A 19641-nucleotide genomic window follows, 5' to 3' on the forward strand; every position below is an offset into this window, starting at 1 on the left:
TTCAAAAGGGCCCCACGATGTCGTTTCCGTTCCGGGAGCCGAGATGCCGCCAGGTCTTCTGGTCAATGGCGTCGGAAACGAACCGCACGCCGCCATCGCACAACAGCAGAGTCACACCCCCCGTATGAAAACTCGTGGGCGTGCGGGCTGCGGTGAACGACAGCAACTCATCGGGCGGGGTGTTCAGGCAGCCGGGACGATTGGGCGGCACGAGGTGGTTGTAGCGTCTCTCGTCCCCGCCTGAGACCATCGTGAAGCCTTGCAACAGGCCAGGCACGGACGTCAGATGATTGCTGGGGTCCAGGCACTGCTCAGTGAAAAGATGCTCTTCACCGGCTTTCCAGGAACGGTCCAGGTGCCACAGATACCGGTTCGGGTCCCGCCGCGCCACCGCAACGTCCCGCTGTTTGTACGGATGGTCGTTCGCCCCGATCACCCCCTCGGAAAACATTGCGGTCGCCGACAGTCCGTCAGTGACATCGCGGAATCGGAATCGTTCGTATCCCATGTAGAAACCGTCGTGGGCAAAGTCGCTTCCCTCGTTGATCCGATAGTTCACGTGGAGATGACCGGCGAGGGCATACGGGTCGTCCGGGCAGCGATACAGCGGAGGACTGAGGAAGGGGCCGACGCGGGCGGCGGGAGGCTTGCCAAGCTCGGCGTGCAGCGCCGCCTGCTCGACATAGGGGAGGAGGTCGTAAAGCGGATTGCTGGCGAAGGGAAGCTCTTCCCGCGCCTGATGGAAATTCTGCGTGGCGACGCCGATCTCCTGCAGATGCGCCGCGCACTCGGTCCGCCGCGCCGCGGCTCGGGCGGCGTGCACGGCCGGCAGGACGATCGCCATCAGAAGGGACAGCACGCCGATTGCGACGAGCAGTTCCACCAGAGTCACTCCGGCCCGGAGAGGACGCTTCAAACACATCGTTTTGTCACTCCCTGAAGGGGACAGTGAATGCCCGGTCGGCCTGCGATGTCCGTTCTGGCTCTTCCCGTTCCTCGGTGGAATCCGGTGGCCCGGGCCGGCCCCCTGGACCCGGGGCCCGAGCTTCGAGTCACATCGGGTCCGGAAGGTCGAAACCGGTGGTGAAGTGGTTTCCTCCGGCGATCACCGAAACGGCCGTCAGCGCCCAAAGACCCTTTTTCATGACCGGCCCCTCCGTGTCGTCCCCATCCTGTCATGGGAGAACAGAGAGTTAGCTTACCGATGCCGGCCGCTCGTTGCGAAGACGAGGTGCCCCGACGGCCTACGGTCGACGCCGCTCCTGACTTGGGCGGTTCCGCAAGAAAGTGCCTCCGCCGGCCAACGCGGTCCGCCCTGGCCCCGGGCTACGATCCTCACTGCGCTGGGACGACGCGACCCGTGGGAGGTCAGTTCCCTTCCGCGACCGCCACCGCGGGACGGGCGATCCGGTAGCAGGCCAGACCGGTCTTCAGCCGAAGGATCAGCCGTCCGTCGGCCATTGCGGGGGAAGTGCATTCCACGAGACCGCGGTCGAGCACCTCGGATTTCCAGACGGTCTCGCGCTTCGTCGAATCCAGCTTGCCGAGGCCGATCCATTCGCGGTGCTGGTCGGGAGTCGCCATGACGCCGGCGGCGTTGAAGCGGGCTTCGATCGCCTGATCCCCCTTCCCCGCCGTCGGCCGCACAATCCATAGACCCTGGTCGGCCAGGATCACGCGATCGCCGACGATGAGCGGGGAACTGAACTCCGATTTCGCGAGATCGAGCCGGTCGCTGCGGATCGGCTTGCCCGTCTCCAGATCGAGGCAGGTCAGCGTCGCATCGCCCGCGACCACGACGGTCTCGCCGGAGACCGACGGGCTCGAGCCCGGGTCGGCGGCGCGATGGTAGGACCAGAGCTTCCGGGGCGTCGCGCCAAGCTCGTAGCAGCCCACGCCCCCTTTGCGGCTGGTCCCGTAGGTGACCATCCGGTCGCCGGAGATCACCGGAGTCGAGTTCTCCGCGCCGGTGTCGAGCCGCCACAGCTCGCGGCCGTCCGAGGCACGAACGCCGACCGTCTTGTTCCCCTTGATGTTGACCACGGCGACCGCTCCCTCGGGGCCCTGCCAGAGGGATGGACTCGAATGAACGCCCGGGCAGCTCTCGCCGGCGTCCCAAGCGAGATCCCCCGTCTTCAGGTCAAAGGCCCGGAGCGTGTCGAGGAGGACGATCGCCTTCCCTTCGGCAAGCGCGACGGAGGAGGAGACCGGCTCGTCGAGGTCGGGGCCCGACTGCCGCGTGACCCACACGACCGCGCCGTCCGCTTCCGCGACGGCATGGACCTGCCGGTCCGATCCGACGACGTAGAGCACTCCCTCGCGGGCCGCCGGGGTGCTGGACTGCCCCCACCGGACATACCGTCCCTCCCACTGCGTCTCCCACAGCGGCTCGCCGGTTCTCAGATCGAAGCAGTGGAGCCGGTCCTCAAAGAGGGTCGAGGCCCGGGCCCGGACGGCCGCTTCCCGCGCCTGGTCCGCGTCGTACCGGGAGAGTTCCGTGGGAGACATCTCCGCTTTCTTCTCGGGCGTCAGGGACGGGTATTCCGGCTCGTCGAGCGTGACCCCTGGACGCGGCCGCGAGTGATAGGTGAACAGAAACACGCGGTCGCCGGAGACGATGGGACTCCCCCACCCTCCCGCGAGGGCATCGCCAGTCCGCCATTCGGGCACTAGTCCAGTCGCGGGCAACCGGTCGATGACGTCGAGCCGTTCCGCCGGCACGACGCCGGTCCGGGTCGGCCCCAGCCACTGCGGCCAGTCGTCGGCGGACGCGGTCGAGTTCCAGAGGGCATTCACCGTCAGGACAAGGCACAGGACAGACCGCGACATATCGTTCCCTCCGAGATGCGGTTCAGGCGGTGCAGTTCGCGTGCCCGGGCGATCCGCACTGCGGATCGCTGAAGGTCGGGGGAGCCCGGTTCCCAACGAGGGGGCATGCCCTTTGCGAACTGTCCGGTCACAGCGCAGCCGGAAATCGAATCCGCGATCGACGGTCCCTCACCCGCCCCGAGGCTGTGCTCACGGGTGGCGACCGTCCTCGACACGAGATTGCTGGCCGCTCGACGGGTCAGCCGGAGGGAGGCTCTGATGAATCGGCTGATCGGAACGACGCTGGTGGCCCTGATGATTCCCGCCGTTGCCTTGGGCGACGACTGGAAGGGGGGCGGGAAGGGATGGAAGGACAAGGACTGGAAAGGTTCGAAAGAAGGTGGATGGAAGGCGAAGGACTGGAAGGACGGAGATGGGGACTGGGACGATGACGATGGCCCCCCGGGCTGGTCGCGCGGTCGCGGTTCGTGGGATGGGCAATGGTCTCCATCGGCCCCGTACGGCCAGGTCCCGTTTAGCGGACAACGCATCGACATCGGCGGAGCCAGTCTGTGGATCGAGTCCAATCGGTCCAGCCTCATTCCGTGGTCCACGGAAACGCCCCAGGAAGTCCAGCCGGCGCGCGGTCTCTCTCCGGAGCAGGAACTGGCCGAAGCCGATGATGGAGCGCTGCGACGGGTGGGCTACGAGTCGCTCGTCGCCTTCGACGGGTGGCTGGCTCAGATCCCGGCCGGCGAGTTGTGGCGGCGCCATTTCGGGACCCGCGCCGGTCTCGAGCTGCTGAGTCCAAACCGCGACGCGGCCCGGTTCCCCGAAGACCAGGCGGCCTTCGCTGGGATGCTCGCGACGTTCGACGAGGCGGTCGAGAACGCCGACCTGGCCGCCATCACGCAAACGGACGAATTCCGGAGGTCTCGCGCAGCCCTCCGCGAGCTGGCCGCGCCGGCGGACGAACGACTCGTGCGGCAGTTGTCATTCCGTGCCCGGGATCTGAATCGCTCGCTGGCGAGGCTCAACACCGGTCCGAAGTGGCAGCGCTACCTCGCCCTCCCCGACGACATTGTCGCCGCCGCCGACCGGCCCTCCGACATCACGCGGCCCACTCGCGGAGTCGACCGGGCCGCGCTGATTCCTGTGCTGGAGCGTTTTGAGGTCGTGAGCCGCAGTCCCGAGTTCCGGAGCGTCGCGGCGCTGCCGGCGTTTGCCGCGACCCACGAGAAGCTGACTGCCCTCCTCCGTCCGCAGCCCGCGGCGCAGCTGGCACCCCAACCGGCACCTCAGCCGGCGCCTCAACTGGCGCCGGAACCCGCTCCCCCTCCGGCCCTGGAAGCGGCCCCCCAGCCCGCCCGTCAAGCCGCGCCGCAGCCGACGCTGGAAGCGGCCGGGCCGCCCCTGCTCCCGGCGGCGCCACAGCCTCGCTAGGTCCAGCTCCGGACACGTATCGCGACGCCTGGCAGGCAACTCCTGCACTGATCTGCCGCGGCTGGCGCCGGACATAGCCTCCTCGCACAATCGTCCCGACCGGCAAAGTCCCTGGCAGACTTTTCGGGCCTGCCCGGAGATGGCACTCGGTCGATTCGGCGAATGTTCCGATGAATCCAGTGGAGCGGTCTCTCCGGAGGAGAGGCCCCGCAGCATTCGTCCGGCGGCCTCGAAACGGAATTTGGCCATGCGCTCTCGTTGGCGGTTCGTCGTCGCGGCCCCCGCCCCCGCCCCCGCCCCCGCCCCCGCCCCCGCTGCCGTTCTGGCTCTGGCGATCGTCGCGTGTCTCGTAGCCGCCCCCGCGCCGGTGTCGGCCCAGTCGCTTCCCGGCCCGTCGCTCGAAGACCTCTTTGAAGACCCGGCACCTCCCTGGTTCGGTCAGGCTGAGTCGCGGTCCAGGCAAGGCGAAGGGGATGCGGCCGAGGAGCCGCTGGAGACCGACCGGGACTCGTTCACCTTTGCGACGAACACGGTGGGACGGGGGCGGCTGCTGCTGGAGGCGGCTCACTCCTATCTCGACAACCGTCGGGATGTCGACTCCCACAGCTATCCGGAGTTCATCGCCCGTTACGGCCTGACGGAGCGTCTCGAAGCGCGGCTGGGCTGGAACCACGAAGTTGGCGGCGGCGGGGACGTCACAGGCTCCGACGCGACGGGGGACGAGGAGACGCCGGGCTCGGTCTCGGAGTCGAAGATCACGTACGGGCTCAAGTACGCCCTCACGGACCAGGAGCGCTGGGTCCCCGAGAGTGCCGTGATCCTGCAGGGCTCGACGCCGACGGAAGGGCCGGAGAGCTCGAGCCAGTTGATCGTGGGGTATGCCTTCGGGTGGACGTTCTTTGAGGAGTGGAAGCTCGACGCCGCGGTCCGCTACGGGAACGCGCTGGAAGGGGACGATCGCTTCAATCAGTGGGCGCCGTCGATCGTCCTGAAGGTTCCGGTCGGCGAGCGGTGGAACGTGCATGGCGAGTACTTCGGGATCTTCACCGACGGCAAGGCCAACGAGTCCAACGCGCAGTACTTCAGCCCCGGGGTTCACTACCTGCTGACGCCCCGTTGCGAGATCGGCGTCCGGGTCGGCTGGGGGCTGAGCCAGGACGCGGCCAACTTCTTCAGCAACGTGGGGATCGGGCTGATGTTTTAAGGCGGCGCGCCCCTCAGGCGTCGAAGAACGTGAGCGGCGAATCCCCACTGCGGAGGACGCCGCCGAGGCGGACCCATTGGCGTTCGCCGCCGGGATGGCGGACGAGGCCCCAGCAGTCCCCTTTGCGGTTGCGGAGCCAGTACTTGAGCGGGGGCATCCCGGCCTTCTCCAGAACCAGGCCGGCGCGGGTTTCGTCGTTGTGTTTCTGAAGCGCCTTTTCGAGGTAGGAGCGTTTGAGGCGGAAGAGCCAGGGAAGGCCGAAGACGGCGGCCAGCACCATGAGAACAATCGGAATCACGCCTTCCATCAAAATCCTCCCGTAACGGCCCTGATCGTCTGCCCAGCCCGCAGTCGCCGGTGATTCTATCCGGTCGTTCGTCGATGGCCACCTTCCCCCGGACGACCAACCTCGGGGCGGCCCGATATTACGGTAGGCAACCGGGCAAAATTTGAAGTAACCTGCACCCTGCAGGTTCGCGGGCGGCAGCCGGGTCCGATTCGTTCGTACGGCTGATAACTCTTGGCAGAGATGAACAAACCAGATCCCTCTCGTTCCCACTCCCACGACTTCGAACCCGGGTCGGATGCCACCCGGGCGGGAGCGGATCAGGAGACCAATCCCGGGGCCCGGACCCACACCGGACCGCCGGGAGCGGGGCCGGAGAGCGGGGCCGGACGATTGCAGGGTTTTGCTGCGGTGCACGAAGGGGGGACGCTGGGGCCGTACCGGCTGGTGAGCCACCTCGGTTCCGGCGGAATGGGGACTGTCTACCGGGCGGAGCACGTCCACCTGGAAAAGATCGTCGCCCTCAAGATCCTCCCCGCGGCGATGATGCAGAACCCGCTCGCCCTGGGACGCTTCAAGCGGGAGATGAAGGCGGTCGGGAAGCTCTCCCACCCGCACATCGTCCAGGCGTTCGACGCCGGGGAAGTCGGCGGAGTCCACTATCTGGCGATGGAGTTCATCGACGGGATCGACCTGCAGCGGTTCGTCCGCAAAAACGGACCGATGAACCCGGTCAACGCGGCCAAGTCGATCCGCCAGGCGGCCCTGGGCCTCAGCGCGGCGCACGCCCAGCAGCTCTACCATCGCGATATCAAGCCGGCCAACCTGCTCGTCACCAAGGGGGGCCAGATCAAGGTCCTGGACCTGGGACTGGCCCGGCTCGGCGAGGAGTCCGCGGGACCGGGAGGCGAGCTGACGGCCCTCGGCGAGACCATGGGGACGCCGGACTACATGGCCCCCGAGCAGTGGTCCGATTCCCGCAGCACCGATGCGCGGACCGACCTCTACGCCCTCGGCTGCACGCTGTTCTTTCTGCTCACGGGCCGCGCCCCGTTTGCCGGCGAAGGGACGAAATCGACGGCGACCAAGATGAAGGCCCATCTCTTCAACGCGCCTCCCGATCTCCAGACGCTTCGCAGCGACGTGCCGGCTGAACTCGTCGACGTCTGCCGGAAGCTGCTGGCCAAGGACCCGGCGGACCGTTACCAGACCGCCATGGAACTGGCCGACGTCCTCGCGTCGATGGCCTCCTCCCAAGGACCGCAGTCGGCCCTGGTGGAACGGCCCTCCTCGGTCCCCAGGACCCCCTCGCTCGCGAAGGGGGCGTCCTCCCGCGCTTCCGATTCTCCCGCCAAGCCCGGTCGCCCCGCCGGCGACGGGCGCCGGCCCCCCGCGACGCCCCGATGGAAGGTCGCGGCGGGCGGACTCGGCGCGGCGGCGGTGCTGCTGGGAGTCATCGTCATCACGATCACGAATCGGGACGGCACCCAGACCCGGATCGAGGTCCCCGCCACTGCCGACGTGAAGGTGACCTACCCGGATTCCTCCACGAAGCCCTCCCCGCCCCCTGCGGCCACCTCCTCCTCCGCCACGCCGTCGGACGGCGCGCCGCGACCCCCCGCCCCCGCCCCGGCCCCCATCCCCTGGAAGCTCCCCGCGGCCCTGCCGGACCGGGAGATCGCGGAGTGGGTCCTGCGGCGCGGCGGGAGCGTCGTCATCGAGCCGGCCTGGAAGAGTGTGGCCCGCGTGGACAACCTCCCCGCCGGTTCCGTCGTGCTCCGGGACATCGCCTTCACGCACCTCAACAAGCCGCTCGATCTCGGCGACATCCGTTCGGTCTGCCGGGCCGTTCATCTGCGGGAGCTCGCCGCCCCCACGGTCGGGAGTCTCGGCCCCATCGCCGAGGAGCTGGCCCGGCTCCCGCGCCTGCACGTGCTGGGACTCGGCGCGGCGGGGCAATCGCTGGAGGCACTCGCACCGATCGGCCGCAACAAGGCGCTCGTCTTCCTGTCCCTCTCGTCGGAGGACATCGGAGACGGCTGGCCGTTTCTGGCCGCTCTTCCGACGGTCCGAACGCTGAAGGTGTGGGGCGCTCACGCGACCACGTTCGACAAGTTCGGGACCTACCCCGGTCTGAAAACCCTGTTCCTCACCGGAGACGGTTTCCCCACGGAAGTCGCGGCGGCGATGCAGGCGAAGAACCCGAACCTGCGGATCGCGCTCGAAGGTCCGGGGGGCGCGCGTCTCATCGGGAACAATCCCCTGCGGGAACCGACGCTGCAGCTTCTGCGGCGGGGCGTCGAACTGCACGGCGGCCACTTCGGGGGACCGCGGGAGACGCCGCTGACCGAACAGATGGTGGCGGAAGACGATCGCGGCTGGCAGATCGGCCAGATCCGCTGCCCGGCCAAAGTCTCCCTGGACGATCCGGCCCGCGCGCTGATTCCGGCGCTGACCGACGGGGACTACGTGGAGCTCGATTTCAGCGGCCAGGTGCGGGCGGACCGGCTGGCGGTGCACCTCGGCGAGATCAGCCGCATCTGGGGCCTCAACCTCAACGGTTCCGACATCACCGACGAAGGCCTCAAAGCCCTCGCCCACGTGATCGACATCCGCAACGTCCAGCTCAAGCACACGCGCGTAACCGCAGCGGGCATCCAGACCTTCCGGCAGTTCCATCCGACGTGCATCGTCATCAGCGACTTCGGGGAGATCCTCGGCGACTTCACGACGGTCCCAGGCTACCCGCACTGAAGACCGGAGCCCGGAAGCGACGTCTCGCGGCGGCCGGGCGGGCTTTCGCGGCCCGCAGCGGTCAGTCCGATCAGGATGGGCGAAATGACGAAGGAATCGCGCCAGCTGCTGATCGATCTGATGTCCCGGAGAGGTCAAACTTCGGATCCCGTCGAAACGCTGGCGGCGGAGATCCTCCCCGACCTGGGTCATGAGGGGCGCCGGCTCACCACCCGCGATCTGGTGACCATGATCAACGGCGGGAACGTCGCACAGGCGACTCGCGACGATGTGGGACAGGCGTGCGTCGAAAACCTCTGGGGCCACATGGCGACGAAGGAACTCTCGGAGGCCACGTTCTCCATCGCCGTGGGCGAAATCCTGCTGGCCGCGGACTCGGTCCGTGCCGGCAACGACGTCCTGCTTCCACGGCTGCTGCACCAGACGATGGGAATCCTGTCTCAGAATCCGTTCCGGTGCGACATCGCCGAGACCGTCCACATCCTTCATTGTGTGCTGCCGAAGACCCAGGATTGACCACCGAAGTCCATCGGTCAGGGATGGCAATCCTGTTGCCTCCCTGCAGTGAAATTGGGTGTGTTGAGTCTGAGAAACGCACTCTGCGGGACTTGCCACGCCGCTCTACGAGAGAGAGTCGCAGATGACGAAGCGAGCGAGGACGGCCTGGGATCAGACGAACTCGACGACATCGATGGGCCGTGGGACAACGCTTTCGCCATTGGAGCCGCGGTGATCGGGACGATGGCCGCGGTCGTTCGTCTGGCGATCTCTTACAACAGCTAGCGGGTGGCACACCACAGAGCCAGGAGCGTTGAGCGGAAGCACAGCAAGAGGAATGAGCGAGATGATTCTGTCGCAGATCGACTTCTCTGCCGACTTCGGGGGCCGGGACGCGGCAACGGCCGTGCTGCCTCACTTCAAAGCGCTGAAGACGGCCTGCAACGGGCTACGGTTCCAAGGATTCCCCTTTCCCAAACTGGCTTACATTCTTCGAGTCGATGGCGAAGTCAATCAGTACGGACTCTCGGGAGTCGGCTATCTGGACATCGACCGAAAGGGAGAATACTTGTCGCTCGACATCGGGATCGAGCGCGACGACCGGGAACGAATTCCGCACGTCATCTGCGATGGACTCCTCGGGAGCATGGAGTACCTCCAGGCGGTCAATAAAAAGATCTCGAAACGAATCGAATTCCAGCCGATGCAGGAGTGCCTGCTGGAACTGGTCGGTCGTTACAGAAGGGAGTTGTCCCATTGAGATCTCGAATGTCAGAGCCGAACTGACTGCCGAAGCCAAGCCCCAAGCTAGCGATTGAGAATCGTCTAGATCTGCTCCGAATTGGAGACCCGGAGGCGCTCGAAAGGGAGCGAACTGGCCCGCCTGCTTCGTTCCGTTTGCGCGCCTCCGGGCGGTCGTCTCAGCTCAGAAACTACGATCGAGCTCCAAGAACTCCTTCTGTTCTCGTCACAGACGAAGTGAAGCCTCTCAAGAGACATGTGGTTCTCGGAAGACGCCACGAATGCCGGAACGGGTAGGATGCCTGGGCCATATCGTGCCCTCCGCTGCGACTACTGGGTAGGACGGTTTGACGATCAGCAACCTGATGAAGAATGAAGAGGAGAGTCGTGCCAACCTGTGACACATGATTTAGCAAGATTTTGCTCGCGACTCGCCTTGAGCAGGCTTCGTGCCGCCCAAATCAGAAAATCTTTCATGAGCAATGACTTCCCCTGTCATGACGTGGCAGCAATGGTGCACTGAGTAGTGGACGGCGCCTAACGTCTGCCAAAGCAGCGGTATCGAACGATCCAGCGAGGAGCAACCAGAGGAGGTTGTCTTGTCGGACAATCCCGAGCGTGACGACTTAAGTCGGTTTGATCAGGAGCGGGTATTCAAGAAGCTCATCTTCCCGGTAATCCGCTGCCTGCGAAACCTGGGCGCGTCCATCGAGGATGCGGAGGAAATTGGGGCAGACGCCATCCGAATCGTCTTTCGAAAGTTGGCTGAGAATCCCAGTTTCATCCACTGCCACCGATCATACGCCATCGCTGTTTGCCGCCGGTTGTTCTTCAAGTCTCTCAAGAAGAAGATCGGACATTCGAGGATTGGCCTTTTGCCTGAAGCGCAGCTCAAGCTGTCATACGTCGATCCCATTCCGAAGATCGAGCTGGAGGAGATCCTCCTCAAACACTCGTGCGAAGTCATGAAGGACTTGACGCCTCGCCAGGTCGAGATCATTCAGATGGTGGAGAGCGGTACCCCGGTGCTCCACATCGCTCAGCAGTTCGGTATCACGGAGGCAAATGTCCGGACCGAACTGTGCCGAGCTCGCGTAAAGATTGATCGAAGCATCCGCGCGATCTGGAGACGGTATCATGACTGATCAATCTGAAATCGAGCGCCTCGCAGCGGCCTTGAGATGCGAGGCCGAAGAATCGGATGTCGACTGGCTTCGTCGTGAGGTGGACGAACTGGACGATCTGCAACCAACCGCGGACGAAGGCGCGATCGCCCAAAGAATCGCGGAACGCCTCGGCATCGACGAAGTCCACACTCTGAGCAGTCCGCCAGAAGAGGAAGCTGGCGTCGAGTTGACTCTTCGGGAAGCGCGGCACATCAATTCCACGAGCGAGGAGTTGAGTCTTGCGGGACGAATCGCAAGTCGCCTCAGGATGAAGGACATCCAGCCGTCGAGCGTCGGAGTCAAGCGGTTGCCGCTACACGAAGGTATCCAAACAATTGGTCGGCTTCCTGAGTGTGACGTTCACCTTCCTCATCTGTCGGTGTCGCGTGCTCACGCAACGTTATTCATCTCCTGTTTCGGTGTGCACGTGATCGACAGTGGAAGTCGAAATGGGACATTTGTGAACGGCCGGAGTGTCAATGGCGGTCCAGTGTCAATCCACGATTCTGTCCGTTTCGGAAGGGTGGAGGCGAAGCTGGCGGCGCTGCTCAACGGCACGTCCGTTTCGCTGGAACTGGTAGTCGAGCTCCCAGAAGCGGACGAAGGTCATGAAGAATTGACACGCGGGGCGGTTCCTGGGTCGATGAGGCTGTTGGCGGGGAGAGTGGAGACCATCGGAGGGGGACATTGCGACGACACGCACCCGTTCGCGTCTCCAGTACCCAAGTCCGCGACGCCGATCTCGCCCCTCTCCGACTCGAACAAGCTTTCCGGGATTGCGTGGCTGATGTCACTCCTCAATGACGACACAACACGGAGAATTGCCGTCCTTGCCATCGAACGCTTCTCAACTCGGGAAATCGCCCAGGAATTAGACCTTCAGGTTTCCACAGTCCGCCGGAAACTTCACATGATCACTCGAATTTGGTCGCACACGTTCGATCGTGACAAGTTGTGACGCGCGGCGAGATGGCATCGCACAGCTTTGTGTCGCCACGTGTCGTGGCATCGCAGCAAGCGTCAATCTTTTCCAGGCCCGTGCAGAGCCGCGGGCATGCTACGCTGCCCATGCAATCCGCAGTAATGAGGCCGGAGTTCCCCGCGTCATGCCAGGCACGAAGAACGAAGTCGACGGGAACGCCGTCCGTTCGGCCGAGGCCTTCCGCTCCGCGCGATGGTCGGCCTGGAACTCGTTGACGACGGCTCTTCTCGGACTCGGGCTTCCGATCGTGGCCGCCGCGCTCCACCGATTCTCAGATGCTGAGTCGGCCGTTTTTCAGCGCGCCGTTCGGGACTGTTCCTGGCGAGTCCTCTTCTGCTTGTGATGAGTGTGATTTATGGCCTCTTCGCCCTGAACGCGGTTCGTCGATTCGGGCCCGGCCCGCTTCTGCCTCTGGCGATCGGCGGCTTGGCGATCAGCGCTCCGATCTGCCTGTACGGAGCGTTCGTCGCAGCCCGGTTCCTGTTCTGGTGGACGACGTCTCCGGGATGGAAGAGTTGAGCGACGTCGCCGAGTTCCGTCTCCGAGACGCACGTGACGGCAGCACGAGTGCCGGTGCGGCTCGCAAAGGCTCAACGCATCCGATGGGGCGTCTCGCTGGTTCAGCGGCGGTCGCGCGGCCGGGCTTTCCGCAGCACTCCATGGCCTGCGTGCAGCGCGCGGGGATTCCCGGCGGAATCTTGCGTGACGCAGCTTGAGGCATGTTGACGCGTCGCCACGCTCCGGGCGTTGAAGGGAGGCAACAGGACTCGCGGGTTCCGGGAAGACCCGGACTTTCTGGCGCTTCGGCGGGAAATGGTGGCTGTGTCGCGTCGGTGCGGTCCCTAGATTCTCCCCGCGTCGCCCCGGCGGACTTTCGCCGAGGGGGACCGTTTGATGGAGAGACCATGGGGGGCGATGCTGTGAGCTGCGTGTCGGGATGTCTGTCGGATCAGGTCAGGGACGAGTCACCACAGGCCGGGCTGGACCGGGGAAGATTGACACTGCTGGTGGCCGAGTTTCAGACGCTGCGCTCGCTGGTCCGCGTCGGTTCCCTGGCCGAGGCGGAGATGTTCCCGCAGAGTGTCCGGACCGCACAGCGGCTCGTGGAGCTGGGGCTGGCCTCCCGGAGCGACGCGCGGTACTCGGCGACGGAGCGAGGGGAGCGGGTGGCGGCGGCCATGCCGTTCGCCTGGACCGACGAGATTGTCGTCGTGGAGGCACCGGAGGCGGCATCCTGTCGTCCGTTGTGACCCAGGGATTTCCTGGGTACAAGCCGCAGCGCCTCTCGCGATATCTTCCGGACGGCGTCATCGTCCGGCAGCCATGACGCCAGCGCTCGGCCGGAAGACCACAACCTGGTCGAGCGCTTTTGAATCCAGCCCCGGGGATGGTCGAGCGGCGAGCGTTGGCTGGCCCGCCTCGCTCCTGTTCCTGTCCCCGGGCATTTCTCGCGGCTCCGTCGAAGAGCGGGCGTCCTTCGAAGGAGAACCGCCCCCGCCCCTGCCCCGGTCGGTTGAATGGGGGACCGGCTTCGCATGCCCCCTGGCGGAGTCTCTCCGGCTATCATCCATGGCAGAACCCTGTCTGACCCCGTCCGACCGAGGGAAGAGCCATCATGAGCCCGACCAGCAAGACGCCGTTTCAGGTGGTGGCGTTTGTGGCCTCGGCGGGAGGGTACCCGGCGGTCGCGACGGTTCTCCGCGGGCTGCCCGAGGGGTTCCGGATTCCGATCGTCGTCATGCAGCACCTCTCGCCGCAGTCGACGAAGTCGGTCGATGTCTTTCGCAGTACCAATCCGCTGCCGGTCGAGTTTCTTCAGAACGGCGGGACCCTGCGTCCCGGGGTGGTGCTGGTCGCTCCGGCCGGGGTCTTTGTCGAGTTCCTGCCGGACGGGTCGTGCGCGTTCTCGCCGTGCGAGCGGGGGGCTCTCGACGATCCGCTCAGCCGGATGCTCGATTCGCTGGCCCGGAGCTTCGGGCCGTATGCGATCGGCGTGGTGCTGACCGGGATGGGAGATGACGGGGCCCGCGGGGCGCGGCACCTGCACGACGCCGGGGGACGCGTGCTCGTCCAGAGCCCCGAGTCGGCCGAGCATGTCGGCATGCCACGGGCGGCGATTCAGGCGGGGGCCGCGGACCTGGTGGTCCCGCTGGAAGAACTGGGGCACGTCATCGGGGAGATTGCCTCCGGGACCCGCAACCCGCGGCTGCAGTCGGAGGTGGAGGCGGTCGAAGGACTCTTCGGCGGTCCCGGTCTCGCCCGGGCCCAGCTCCGGGAGGTGGACTGGTCGGTGACGTCGCTGGGCCCCGTCCACACGTGGGAGATGTCGTTGCGGGCGATCGTCCGGACCGTCCTGACGTCGCGGGAGGCGATGGTCATCCGCTGGGGGCGGGAGCGGGTCACGATCTGCAACGACGCCTACCTGCCGCAGCTCGGCGAGGTGAGCAACCCGCAGGGCCAGCCTTCCGAGGCGCTCCACACCGCGGAGTGGGAGGTGGTGTCGGCGGAGCTCAAGAAAGTCGAGCTGAGCGGGGAGGCGACGGTCCTCCCGAACCAGTTCTGGACGTCGGTCCGCGACGGCCTGTCGATCGAGTCCTATTTCACGACCTCCTACAGCCCGCTCCACGACGATGCCGGCGCCATCGCCGGGGTCCTCTCGACCTCCATCGACACGACCCCGCGTGTGCTGGTCGAACGGCGGATGAAGACGCTCTCGGCGGTCGCGGAGTCGACGGGGCCGACGGCGACGCCCCACGAGACCTGCGAGCGGGCACTGGGGGCGCTGGCCCGCAACACGCATGACCTGCCGCTGTCGCTGATCTACCTGCTCGATCGGACCCGCCGCTCCGCCACGCTCGTCGCCGCCAAGGGGGTGGAGGCGGGGAGTCCCGCGGCCCCGCGGCTCCTGGACCTGCAGTCGGAGGCGGCCGTCTGGCCGGTCGGCCGCGCGACGCGCGGCGAGCCCTCCGTGCTGGTGAAGGATCTGGTGACGCGGCTCTCCGGGCTGGTCGTCGAGCCCTGGCCGGAGCCGCTCGCCTCGGCCAGCGTGATCCCGCTGACGTCGGTCGCCGGCGAGCCTCCCGTGGGGGCGATCGTCCTCGGCCACAGTCCGCGGCTTGTGATGGACGCCGCGTATGCGGACTTCCTGTCGCAGATCGCCGTGCGGGTCACCGCGCGGTTTGCGGAGGCGCAGTTCCGGCAGCGGGAGCGGGAACGGCTGGAGGGCCTGTCGGAGCTCGACCGTCTCAAGACCGACTTCTTTGCGAACGTCAGCCATGAGTTCCGCACGCCGCTGACGCTGCTCCTGGCTCCGCTCGAACAGCTGCTCCGCCAGCGGGACGCCCTCCCGGCGGCGCTCGTCCCCGAGGTGGACCTCGCCGCGCGGAACTCGCGGCGGCTCCTGGGGCTGGTGAACAACCTCCTGGACTTTTCGCAGATCGAGAGCCGGCGGCGGCAGGCGAACCTGGAGGTGGTCGATCTCTGCGGCGTGCTGACCGATGTCGTGAGCGCCTTCCGGAGCGCCATCGAGTCCGCGGGGCTGACGCTGCGGCTGGAGTGCGATCCGGCGATCCCTCCGGTCCCGATCAACCGGGAGATGTGGGAGCGGGTCGTCTCCAACCTGCTCTCCAACGCCTTCAAGTTCACGTTCGAGGGGGAGATCGCGGTCGTCCTGCGGAAGCTCGCGCTCCATGCGGAGCTGGAGATCGCGGACACGGGGGTCGGGATCCCGACGGAGGAACTGCCGAACATCTTCAAGCGGTTCCATCGCGTCCGGGGGGCCCGAGCCCGGACGGCGGAGGGGTCCGGGATCGGCCTGGCGATCGTCGAGGATCTGGTCCTGCGGATGGGGGGCCAGATCCGGGTCCAGAGCCGCGAGGGGCGGGGAACCACCTTCACGATCTGGATGCCGTACAAGCCAAACCCCTATGCGAGGACCGTGACCGCTGACAGGGCCGAAGAGCCCCGCCCGAGCTCCGCCGGCGTCGCCACGGAGCTGGCCGAACAGGCGTCGCGATGGCTGGTCCACGCGGACCGTCTGCCGGAGAACCCCGAGGGGGTGGCGGCCGATCTGCTCGGCCCGCCCGCCTCGGCCGGAATTCCTTTCTCGCCGGGCGTGGCCGAGGCGCCGCCGCGGGGCCGGATCGTGGTGGCGGACGACAATGCGGACCTCCGCGAGTACCTGCGGCGACTGCTCGCGCCGCGGTGGGATGTCGAAGTCGTCGGCGATGGTCAGGCCGCGCTGGACGCCATCCGCCGCGCCCGTCCAGACGTCCTTCTGGCGGACGTCATGATGCCGAACATGGACGGATTCGAGCTGCTGAAGCGGATCCGTAGCGAACCGGAGCTGCAACATCTTCCGGTGATGCTCGTCACGGCCCGCGCGGGTGAGGAGGCGGCGATCGAGGGGCTGCTGGCGGGGGCGGACGACTACATCGCCAAGCCGTTTTCGCCGCGTGAACTCGTGGCCCGCGTGCGGGCCGTGATCGACCGCGCCCAGGTCGATGCCGCGCTCCGTGAGAGCGAGAAGCGGCTGGCGGACGAGCTGGGGACCATGACGGGACTGCATGCCCTTGCCGACCGGCTGCTCTCGATCACGGACCTCTCGATCGGGCTGGGGGAGATCCTGGATGCCGCGATCGGGCTGTTTCGGGCCGACCGGGGGACGATCCAGACGCTCGAGGCCCGCCGCAACGTCCTGCGGTACGTCGCTTCGCGGGGCTTTGACGAGGCGGCCCTCCGCACCATCCCGCCGATCGACCGGGATTTTCACTCGACGTGCGCGGCCACGATCCGGACCGGGGAGCGGGTGGTCGTGGCCGACCTGCAGTCTGCCCCGGAGTGGGCGGCCCACGCCCCCACGGCCGCGTCGCTCGGCTACCGGGCCGCGGTCAGCGTCCCGATGAAGACCCGCCGGGACGAGCTGCTCGGGGTCCTGACCGTCCACTTCCGCGAACCGGGCGCGCCGACCGACCGGGAGCTGCGGTGGCTCGAGCTGCATGCGCGGCTCGCCGCGAACCTGATCGAGCGCGACCGCGTCGAGGCGGCGCTCCGCGAGAGCGAGCGGCGGTTGGCGGACGAGCTGAAGACCATGACGGCTCTGCATGCCCTCGCCGACCGGCTGCTCTCGATCCAGGACCTCCGGGTCGGGCTGGGAGAGATCCTGGATGCCGCGATCGGGCTGTTCCGGGCCGACCGGGGGACGATCCAGACGCTCGAGACGCGGGGGGATGTCCTGCGGTACGTCGCCTCCCGGGGCTTCGACGAGGCGGCCCTCCGCGACATCCCGCCGATCGACCGGGACTTTCACTCGACGTGCGCCGCCACGATCCGGACCGGAGAGCGGGTGGTCGTGGCCGACCTGCAGTCGGATCCGGAATGGGAGGCCCACGCCCCCACGGCCGCGTCGCTCGGCTACCGGGCCGCGGTCAGCGTCCCGATGAAGACCCGCCGGGACGAGCTGCTCGGGGTGCTGACGGTCCACTTCCGCGAGCCGGGCGCGCCGACCGACCGGGAGCTGCGGTGGCTCGAGCTGCATGCGCGGCTCGCCGCGAACCTGATCGAGCGCGACCGCGTTGAGGCGGCGCTCCGCGAGAGCGAGGAGAAGTACCGCACGCTCTTTGACTCGATGGCTGAGGGCTATCTCGTGGCGGATGTCCTGTTCGACGCGGCCGGAAAGCCGATCGATATCGAGTATGTCGCTTCCAATGCCTCCGCAATCCACATGGTTGGCGTCGATCTCACCGGCCAGCGCCTTCGCGACGTGAGCGCCGCCTACGAAGAATACTGGTACGAAATCTGGGGCCGCGTCGCCGTGACCGGCAAGAGCGAACAGGCGGTTCGCTACGCCTCTCCCGAAAAGATCTGGTACGAGTTCAACGTCTTCAAGCTGGAGCCGGACAATCCGGAAAGCCGCCGGGTGGCGGTGCTGTTCCAGGACGTCACGAGCCGGGTGCGTGCCGACGCCGCGGTGCGCGAGAGCGAGGAGAACTATCGCACGCTCATCGAGCGGATGAGCCAAGGCTACGATGAGTGCGAGATGATTCGCGACGTGAACGGCCGCGCGATCGACTATCGCATCGTCGACATGAATCCGGCGTTCGGGCGCATCATCGGTGTGGACGTCAACACAGCGCGCGGCCGGACGGCGCGCGAGATCATACCCGGCCTGGAGGATGGCTGGGTTGATCTCATGGATGAGGTGGTGCGCTCGGGTGAGGCACGCCGGATCGAAGGCGAGGTGACCTCGCTCGGCAAATGGTTCGACGTCCACCTCTATCCGAAAGCCGACGACCGCTTCGTCGCGATGTTCGAAGACATTACCGAGCGGAAGCGCGCTGAAGCCGTCCTGCGCGAAAGCGAAGCGCTGCAGGCCTACTTGCTTCAATTGAACGACGCGCTGCGTCCGTTGATCGATCCTGAGACAATCCAACTGGAAGCGATGCGCCTTCTTGGCGAGCGGCTCGGTGTCAGCCGCGCGCAGTACTACACGGCCGACGAGACGGGCGAGTATCTCAGCTCCTCCGGCGGCTATACGGACGGCGCCCCTGCCGCCATCGGCCGGTTTCGGCTGATCGAGTTCGGGAAGTACGCCTATGACGGCTTCCATGCGGGCGAAACGCAGGTCGTTTCTGACGCCAGGATCGATCCGCGCATCAGCGAGACCGTTCTGAAGTCCTACGAGACAGTCGGTTTTCTGGCCTATATCGGCGTCCCGTTCGTGCAACGCGGCCGGTTTCTCGGCACCATCGCAGTCCATCAGGCCGGTCCGCGCCAATGGACGGAGTCTGAGCGGATCATGGTTGAGGAGACTGCTGTCCGTGCCGGCATGGCCGTCGAGCAGGCGCGCGCCGAACTGGCGCTGCGCGAGAGCGAGGGGCGGCAATCGTTCCTGCTCCGGCTCAGCGACGCGCTCCGGCCGCTGACCGAGGCCGGGGAGATGGCCGAGGTCGCCGCGAGGATGCTCGGGGAGCATCTGGGCGTTCCGCAGGCGGACTACACCGAGACGAACGGGGATGGCGACGGCAACGGGGCGGTCCGCGCTCCCGTCGATGGGCCGCACGTCGACAGGCCGCACACCCGCGAGTTTGATGGCAACGGGAACGGGCACTCTCCGCGGAGAAGCCAGTTCCGGCCGGAGGAGCTGGGAGAACGGTTTGGGGAGGCGGCCCGGTCCGGGCGGACCGTTGTTGCGAACGATGTCGAGGCCGATTCGACGATCTCCAGGGCGGAGCGGGACCTCCTGGCGGCGGCGGCGATCCGGGCCTATGTGGCGGTTCCACTGCTGCGGGACGGGGAGTGGATGGCGACGCTGACGGTCCACAGTCCGCGGCCGCGGGGGTGGACGCCGGTGGAGGTCGCGCTGGTGGAGGAGACGGCGGAGCGGACGTGGCGGGCCGTCGAGGCCGCGCGTGCGGCGGCGGCGTTTCGCGAACGGTGAAGACCGCTTCCGGATCGCGTTTCGACGTGAAGCAGTCCCCTTCACCCCTTCCTTGTCTTTGGCCGCGAGGACGAGCGGCGAGCCGAGGGGCTCTTGTCGGCGGTTGCGGACGGAGTCGGGATCGCCCGTGATGGACGGCATCGAGGCGTACCGGATGACCTGCGCCCACAAAACCATTCGATTGTCAGGTTTTCGTTTTCGGCGCGGACGGCGGCGGGGGCGGCGCCGGCGGAACTTTTCGGGGTTGTTGGCCTGGAGGAGGCAGATCAGGAGGCGGTCGGAGAACTTGCGTCGGTAGCCGACGATCTTGCGGCCGTAGTA

The 19641-nt window shown here is 66.7% G+C and carries 14 protein-coding genes; 11 read left to right on the top strand and 3 right to left on the bottom strand.

What is annotated here, in order from left to right; genetic code table 11:
• Window position 1: 1 nt before the first annotated feature.
• Window positions 2–922 (bottom strand): DUF1559 domain-containing protein, encoded by a 921-nt coding sequence (locus VT03_RS30760; RefSeq protein ID WP_075096538.1) that lies wholly within the window; start codon window positions 920–922, stop codon window positions 2–4.
• A 446-nt stretch (window positions 923–1368) separates the two neighbouring features.
• Entirely contained in the window at window positions 1369–2829 is a 1461-nt protein-coding gene (locus VT03_RS30765; protein WP_075096539.1) for a PQQ-binding-like beta-propeller repeat protein, read from the bottom strand.
• A gap of 258 nt (window positions 2830–3087) precedes the next feature.
• Between VT03_RS30765 and VT03_RS30770 the strand changes: the two genes are divergently transcribed.
• Together VT03_RS30770 and VT03_RS30775 are read left to right on the top strand one after the other, a co-directional pair.
• Complete coding sequence (locus VT03_RS30770) at window positions 3088–4251, top strand: hypothetical protein (RefSeq protein WP_075096540.1); 1164 nt, start codon at window positions 3088–3090, stop codon at window positions 4249–4251.
• 247 nt (window positions 4252–4498) lie between these two features.
• Window positions 4499–5455 carry a transporter gene (locus VT03_RS30775; RefSeq protein ID WP_082846662.1) on the top strand — a complete coding sequence of 319 codons (957 nt, stop codon included), beginning with the start codon at window positions 4499–4501 and terminating at the stop codon, window positions 5453–5455.
• A 13-nt stretch (window positions 5456–5468) separates the two neighbouring features.
• On the opposite strand, the gene VT03_RS30780 is transcribed toward VT03_RS30775, so the two are convergent.
• Window positions 5469–5762 carry a hypothetical protein gene (locus VT03_RS30780; RefSeq protein WP_075096541.1) on the bottom strand — a complete coding sequence of 98 codons (294 nt, stop codon included), beginning with the start codon at window positions 5760–5762 and terminating at the stop codon, window positions 5469–5471.
• 372 nt (window positions 5763–6134) lie between these two features.
• Between VT03_RS30780 and VT03_RS30785 the strand changes: the two genes are divergently transcribed.
• The 9 genes from VT03_RS30785 to VT03_RS30825 all read left to right on the top strand — a co-directional run bounded on the left by VT03_RS30785 (window position 6135) and on the right by VT03_RS30825 (window position 19320).
• On the top strand, window positions 6135–8495 hold the full coding sequence (locus tag VT03_RS30785) for a serine/threonine-protein kinase (RefSeq protein ID WP_197489132.1): 2361 nt from the start codon (window positions 6135–6137) through the stop codon (window positions 8493–8495).
• An 84-nt stretch (window positions 8496–8579) separates the two neighbouring features.
• Window positions 8580–9011, top strand: coding sequence for a hypothetical protein (locus VT03_RS30790; protein WP_075096543.1), 432 nt, complete (start codon window positions 8580–8582; stop codon window positions 9009–9011).
• Window positions 9012–9071: 60 nt separating this feature from the next.
• On the top strand, window positions 9072–9278 hold the full coding sequence (locus tag VT03_RS30795; RefSeq protein WP_075096544.1) for a hypothetical protein: 207 nt from the start codon (window positions 9072–9074) through the stop codon (window positions 9276–9278).
• A gap of 52 nt (window positions 9279–9330) precedes the next feature.
• A complete protein-coding gene (locus VT03_RS30800) occupies window positions 9331–9753 on the top strand; it encodes a hypothetical protein (protein WP_075096545.1) in 423 nt (140 codons plus the stop codon).
• Window positions 9754–10333: 580 nt separating this feature from the next.
• The gene (locus VT03_RS30805) at window positions 10334–10879 is read left to right on the top strand and encodes an RNA polymerase sigma factor (protein WP_075096546.1); all 546 of its coding nucleotides are present in this window, start codon (window positions 10334–10336) and stop codon (window positions 10877–10879) included.
• Window positions 10872–11858 carry an FHA domain-containing protein gene (locus VT03_RS30810; protein WP_075096547.1) on the top strand — a complete coding sequence of 329 codons (987 nt, stop codon included), beginning with the start codon at window positions 10872–10874 and terminating at the stop codon, window positions 11856–11858. The genes VT03_RS30805 and VT03_RS30810 overlap by 8 nt, the downstream gene beginning before the upstream one ends.
• A 366-nt stretch (window positions 11859–12224) precedes the next feature.
• Complete coding sequence (locus VT03_RS33935) at window positions 12225–12401, top strand: hypothetical protein (RefSeq protein ID WP_156514881.1); 177 nt, start codon at window positions 12225–12227, stop codon at window positions 12399–12401.
• Window positions 12402–12877: 476 nt separating this feature from the next.
• Window positions 12878–13132, top strand: coding sequence for a hypothetical protein (locus VT03_RS30820; RefSeq protein ID WP_156514882.1), 255 nt, complete (start codon window positions 12878–12880; stop codon window positions 13130–13132).
• Window positions 13133–13497: 365 nt separating this feature from the next.
• A complete protein-coding gene (locus tag VT03_RS30825; protein WP_075096550.1) occupies window positions 13498–19320 on the top strand; it encodes a GAF domain-containing protein in 5823 nt (1940 codons plus the stop codon).
• Window positions 19321–19641: the final 321 nt, after the last annotated feature.

This window comes from Planctomyces sp. SH-PL14 (genome assembly GCF_001610835.1).
Classification (GTDB): domain Bacteria; phylum Planctomycetota; class Planctomycetia; order Planctomycetales; family Planctomycetaceae; genus Planctomyces_A.

Bases quoted from the DNA above. Each gene is read 5' to 3' on its own strand.
- VT03_RS30760 (WP_075096538.1), bottom strand. From the start codon at position 922: ATGTGTTTGAAGCGTCCTCTCCGGGCCGGAGTGACTCTGGTGGAACTG.
- VT03_RS30765 (WP_075096539.1), bottom strand. From the start codon at position 2,829: ATGTCGCGGTCTGTCCTGTGCCTTGTCCTGACGGTGAATGCCCTCTGG.
- VT03_RS30770 (WP_075096540.1), top strand. From the start codon at position 3,088: ATGAATCGGCTGATCGGAACGACGCTGGTGGCCCTGATGATTCCCGCC.
- VT03_RS30775 (WP_082846662.1), top strand. From the start codon at position 4,499: ATGCGCTCTCGTTGGCGGTTCGTCGTCGCGGCCCCCGCCCCCGCCCCC.
- VT03_RS30780 (WP_075096541.1), bottom strand. From the start codon at position 5,762: ATGGAAGGCGTGATTCCGATTGTTCTCATGGTGCTGGCCGCCGTCTTC.
- VT03_RS30790 (WP_075096543.1), top strand. From the start codon at position 8,580: ATGACGAAGGAATCGCGCCAGCTGCTGATCGATCTGATGTCCCGGAGA.
- VT03_RS30800 (WP_075096545.1), top strand. From the start codon at position 9,331: ATGAGCGAGATGATTCTGTCGCAGATCGACTTCTCTGCCGACTTCGGG.
- VT03_RS30810 (WP_075096547.1), top strand. From the start codon at position 10,872: ATGACTGATCAATCTGAAATCGAGCGCCTCGCAGCGGCCTTGAGATGC.
- VT03_RS33935 (WP_156514881.1), top strand. From the start codon at position 12,225: ATGAGTGTGATTTATGGCCTCTTCGCCCTGAACGCGGTTCGTCGATTC.
- VT03_RS30825 (WP_075096550.1), top strand. From the start codon at position 13,498: ATGAGCCCGACCAGCAAGACGCCGTTTCAGGTGGTGGCGTTTGTGGCC.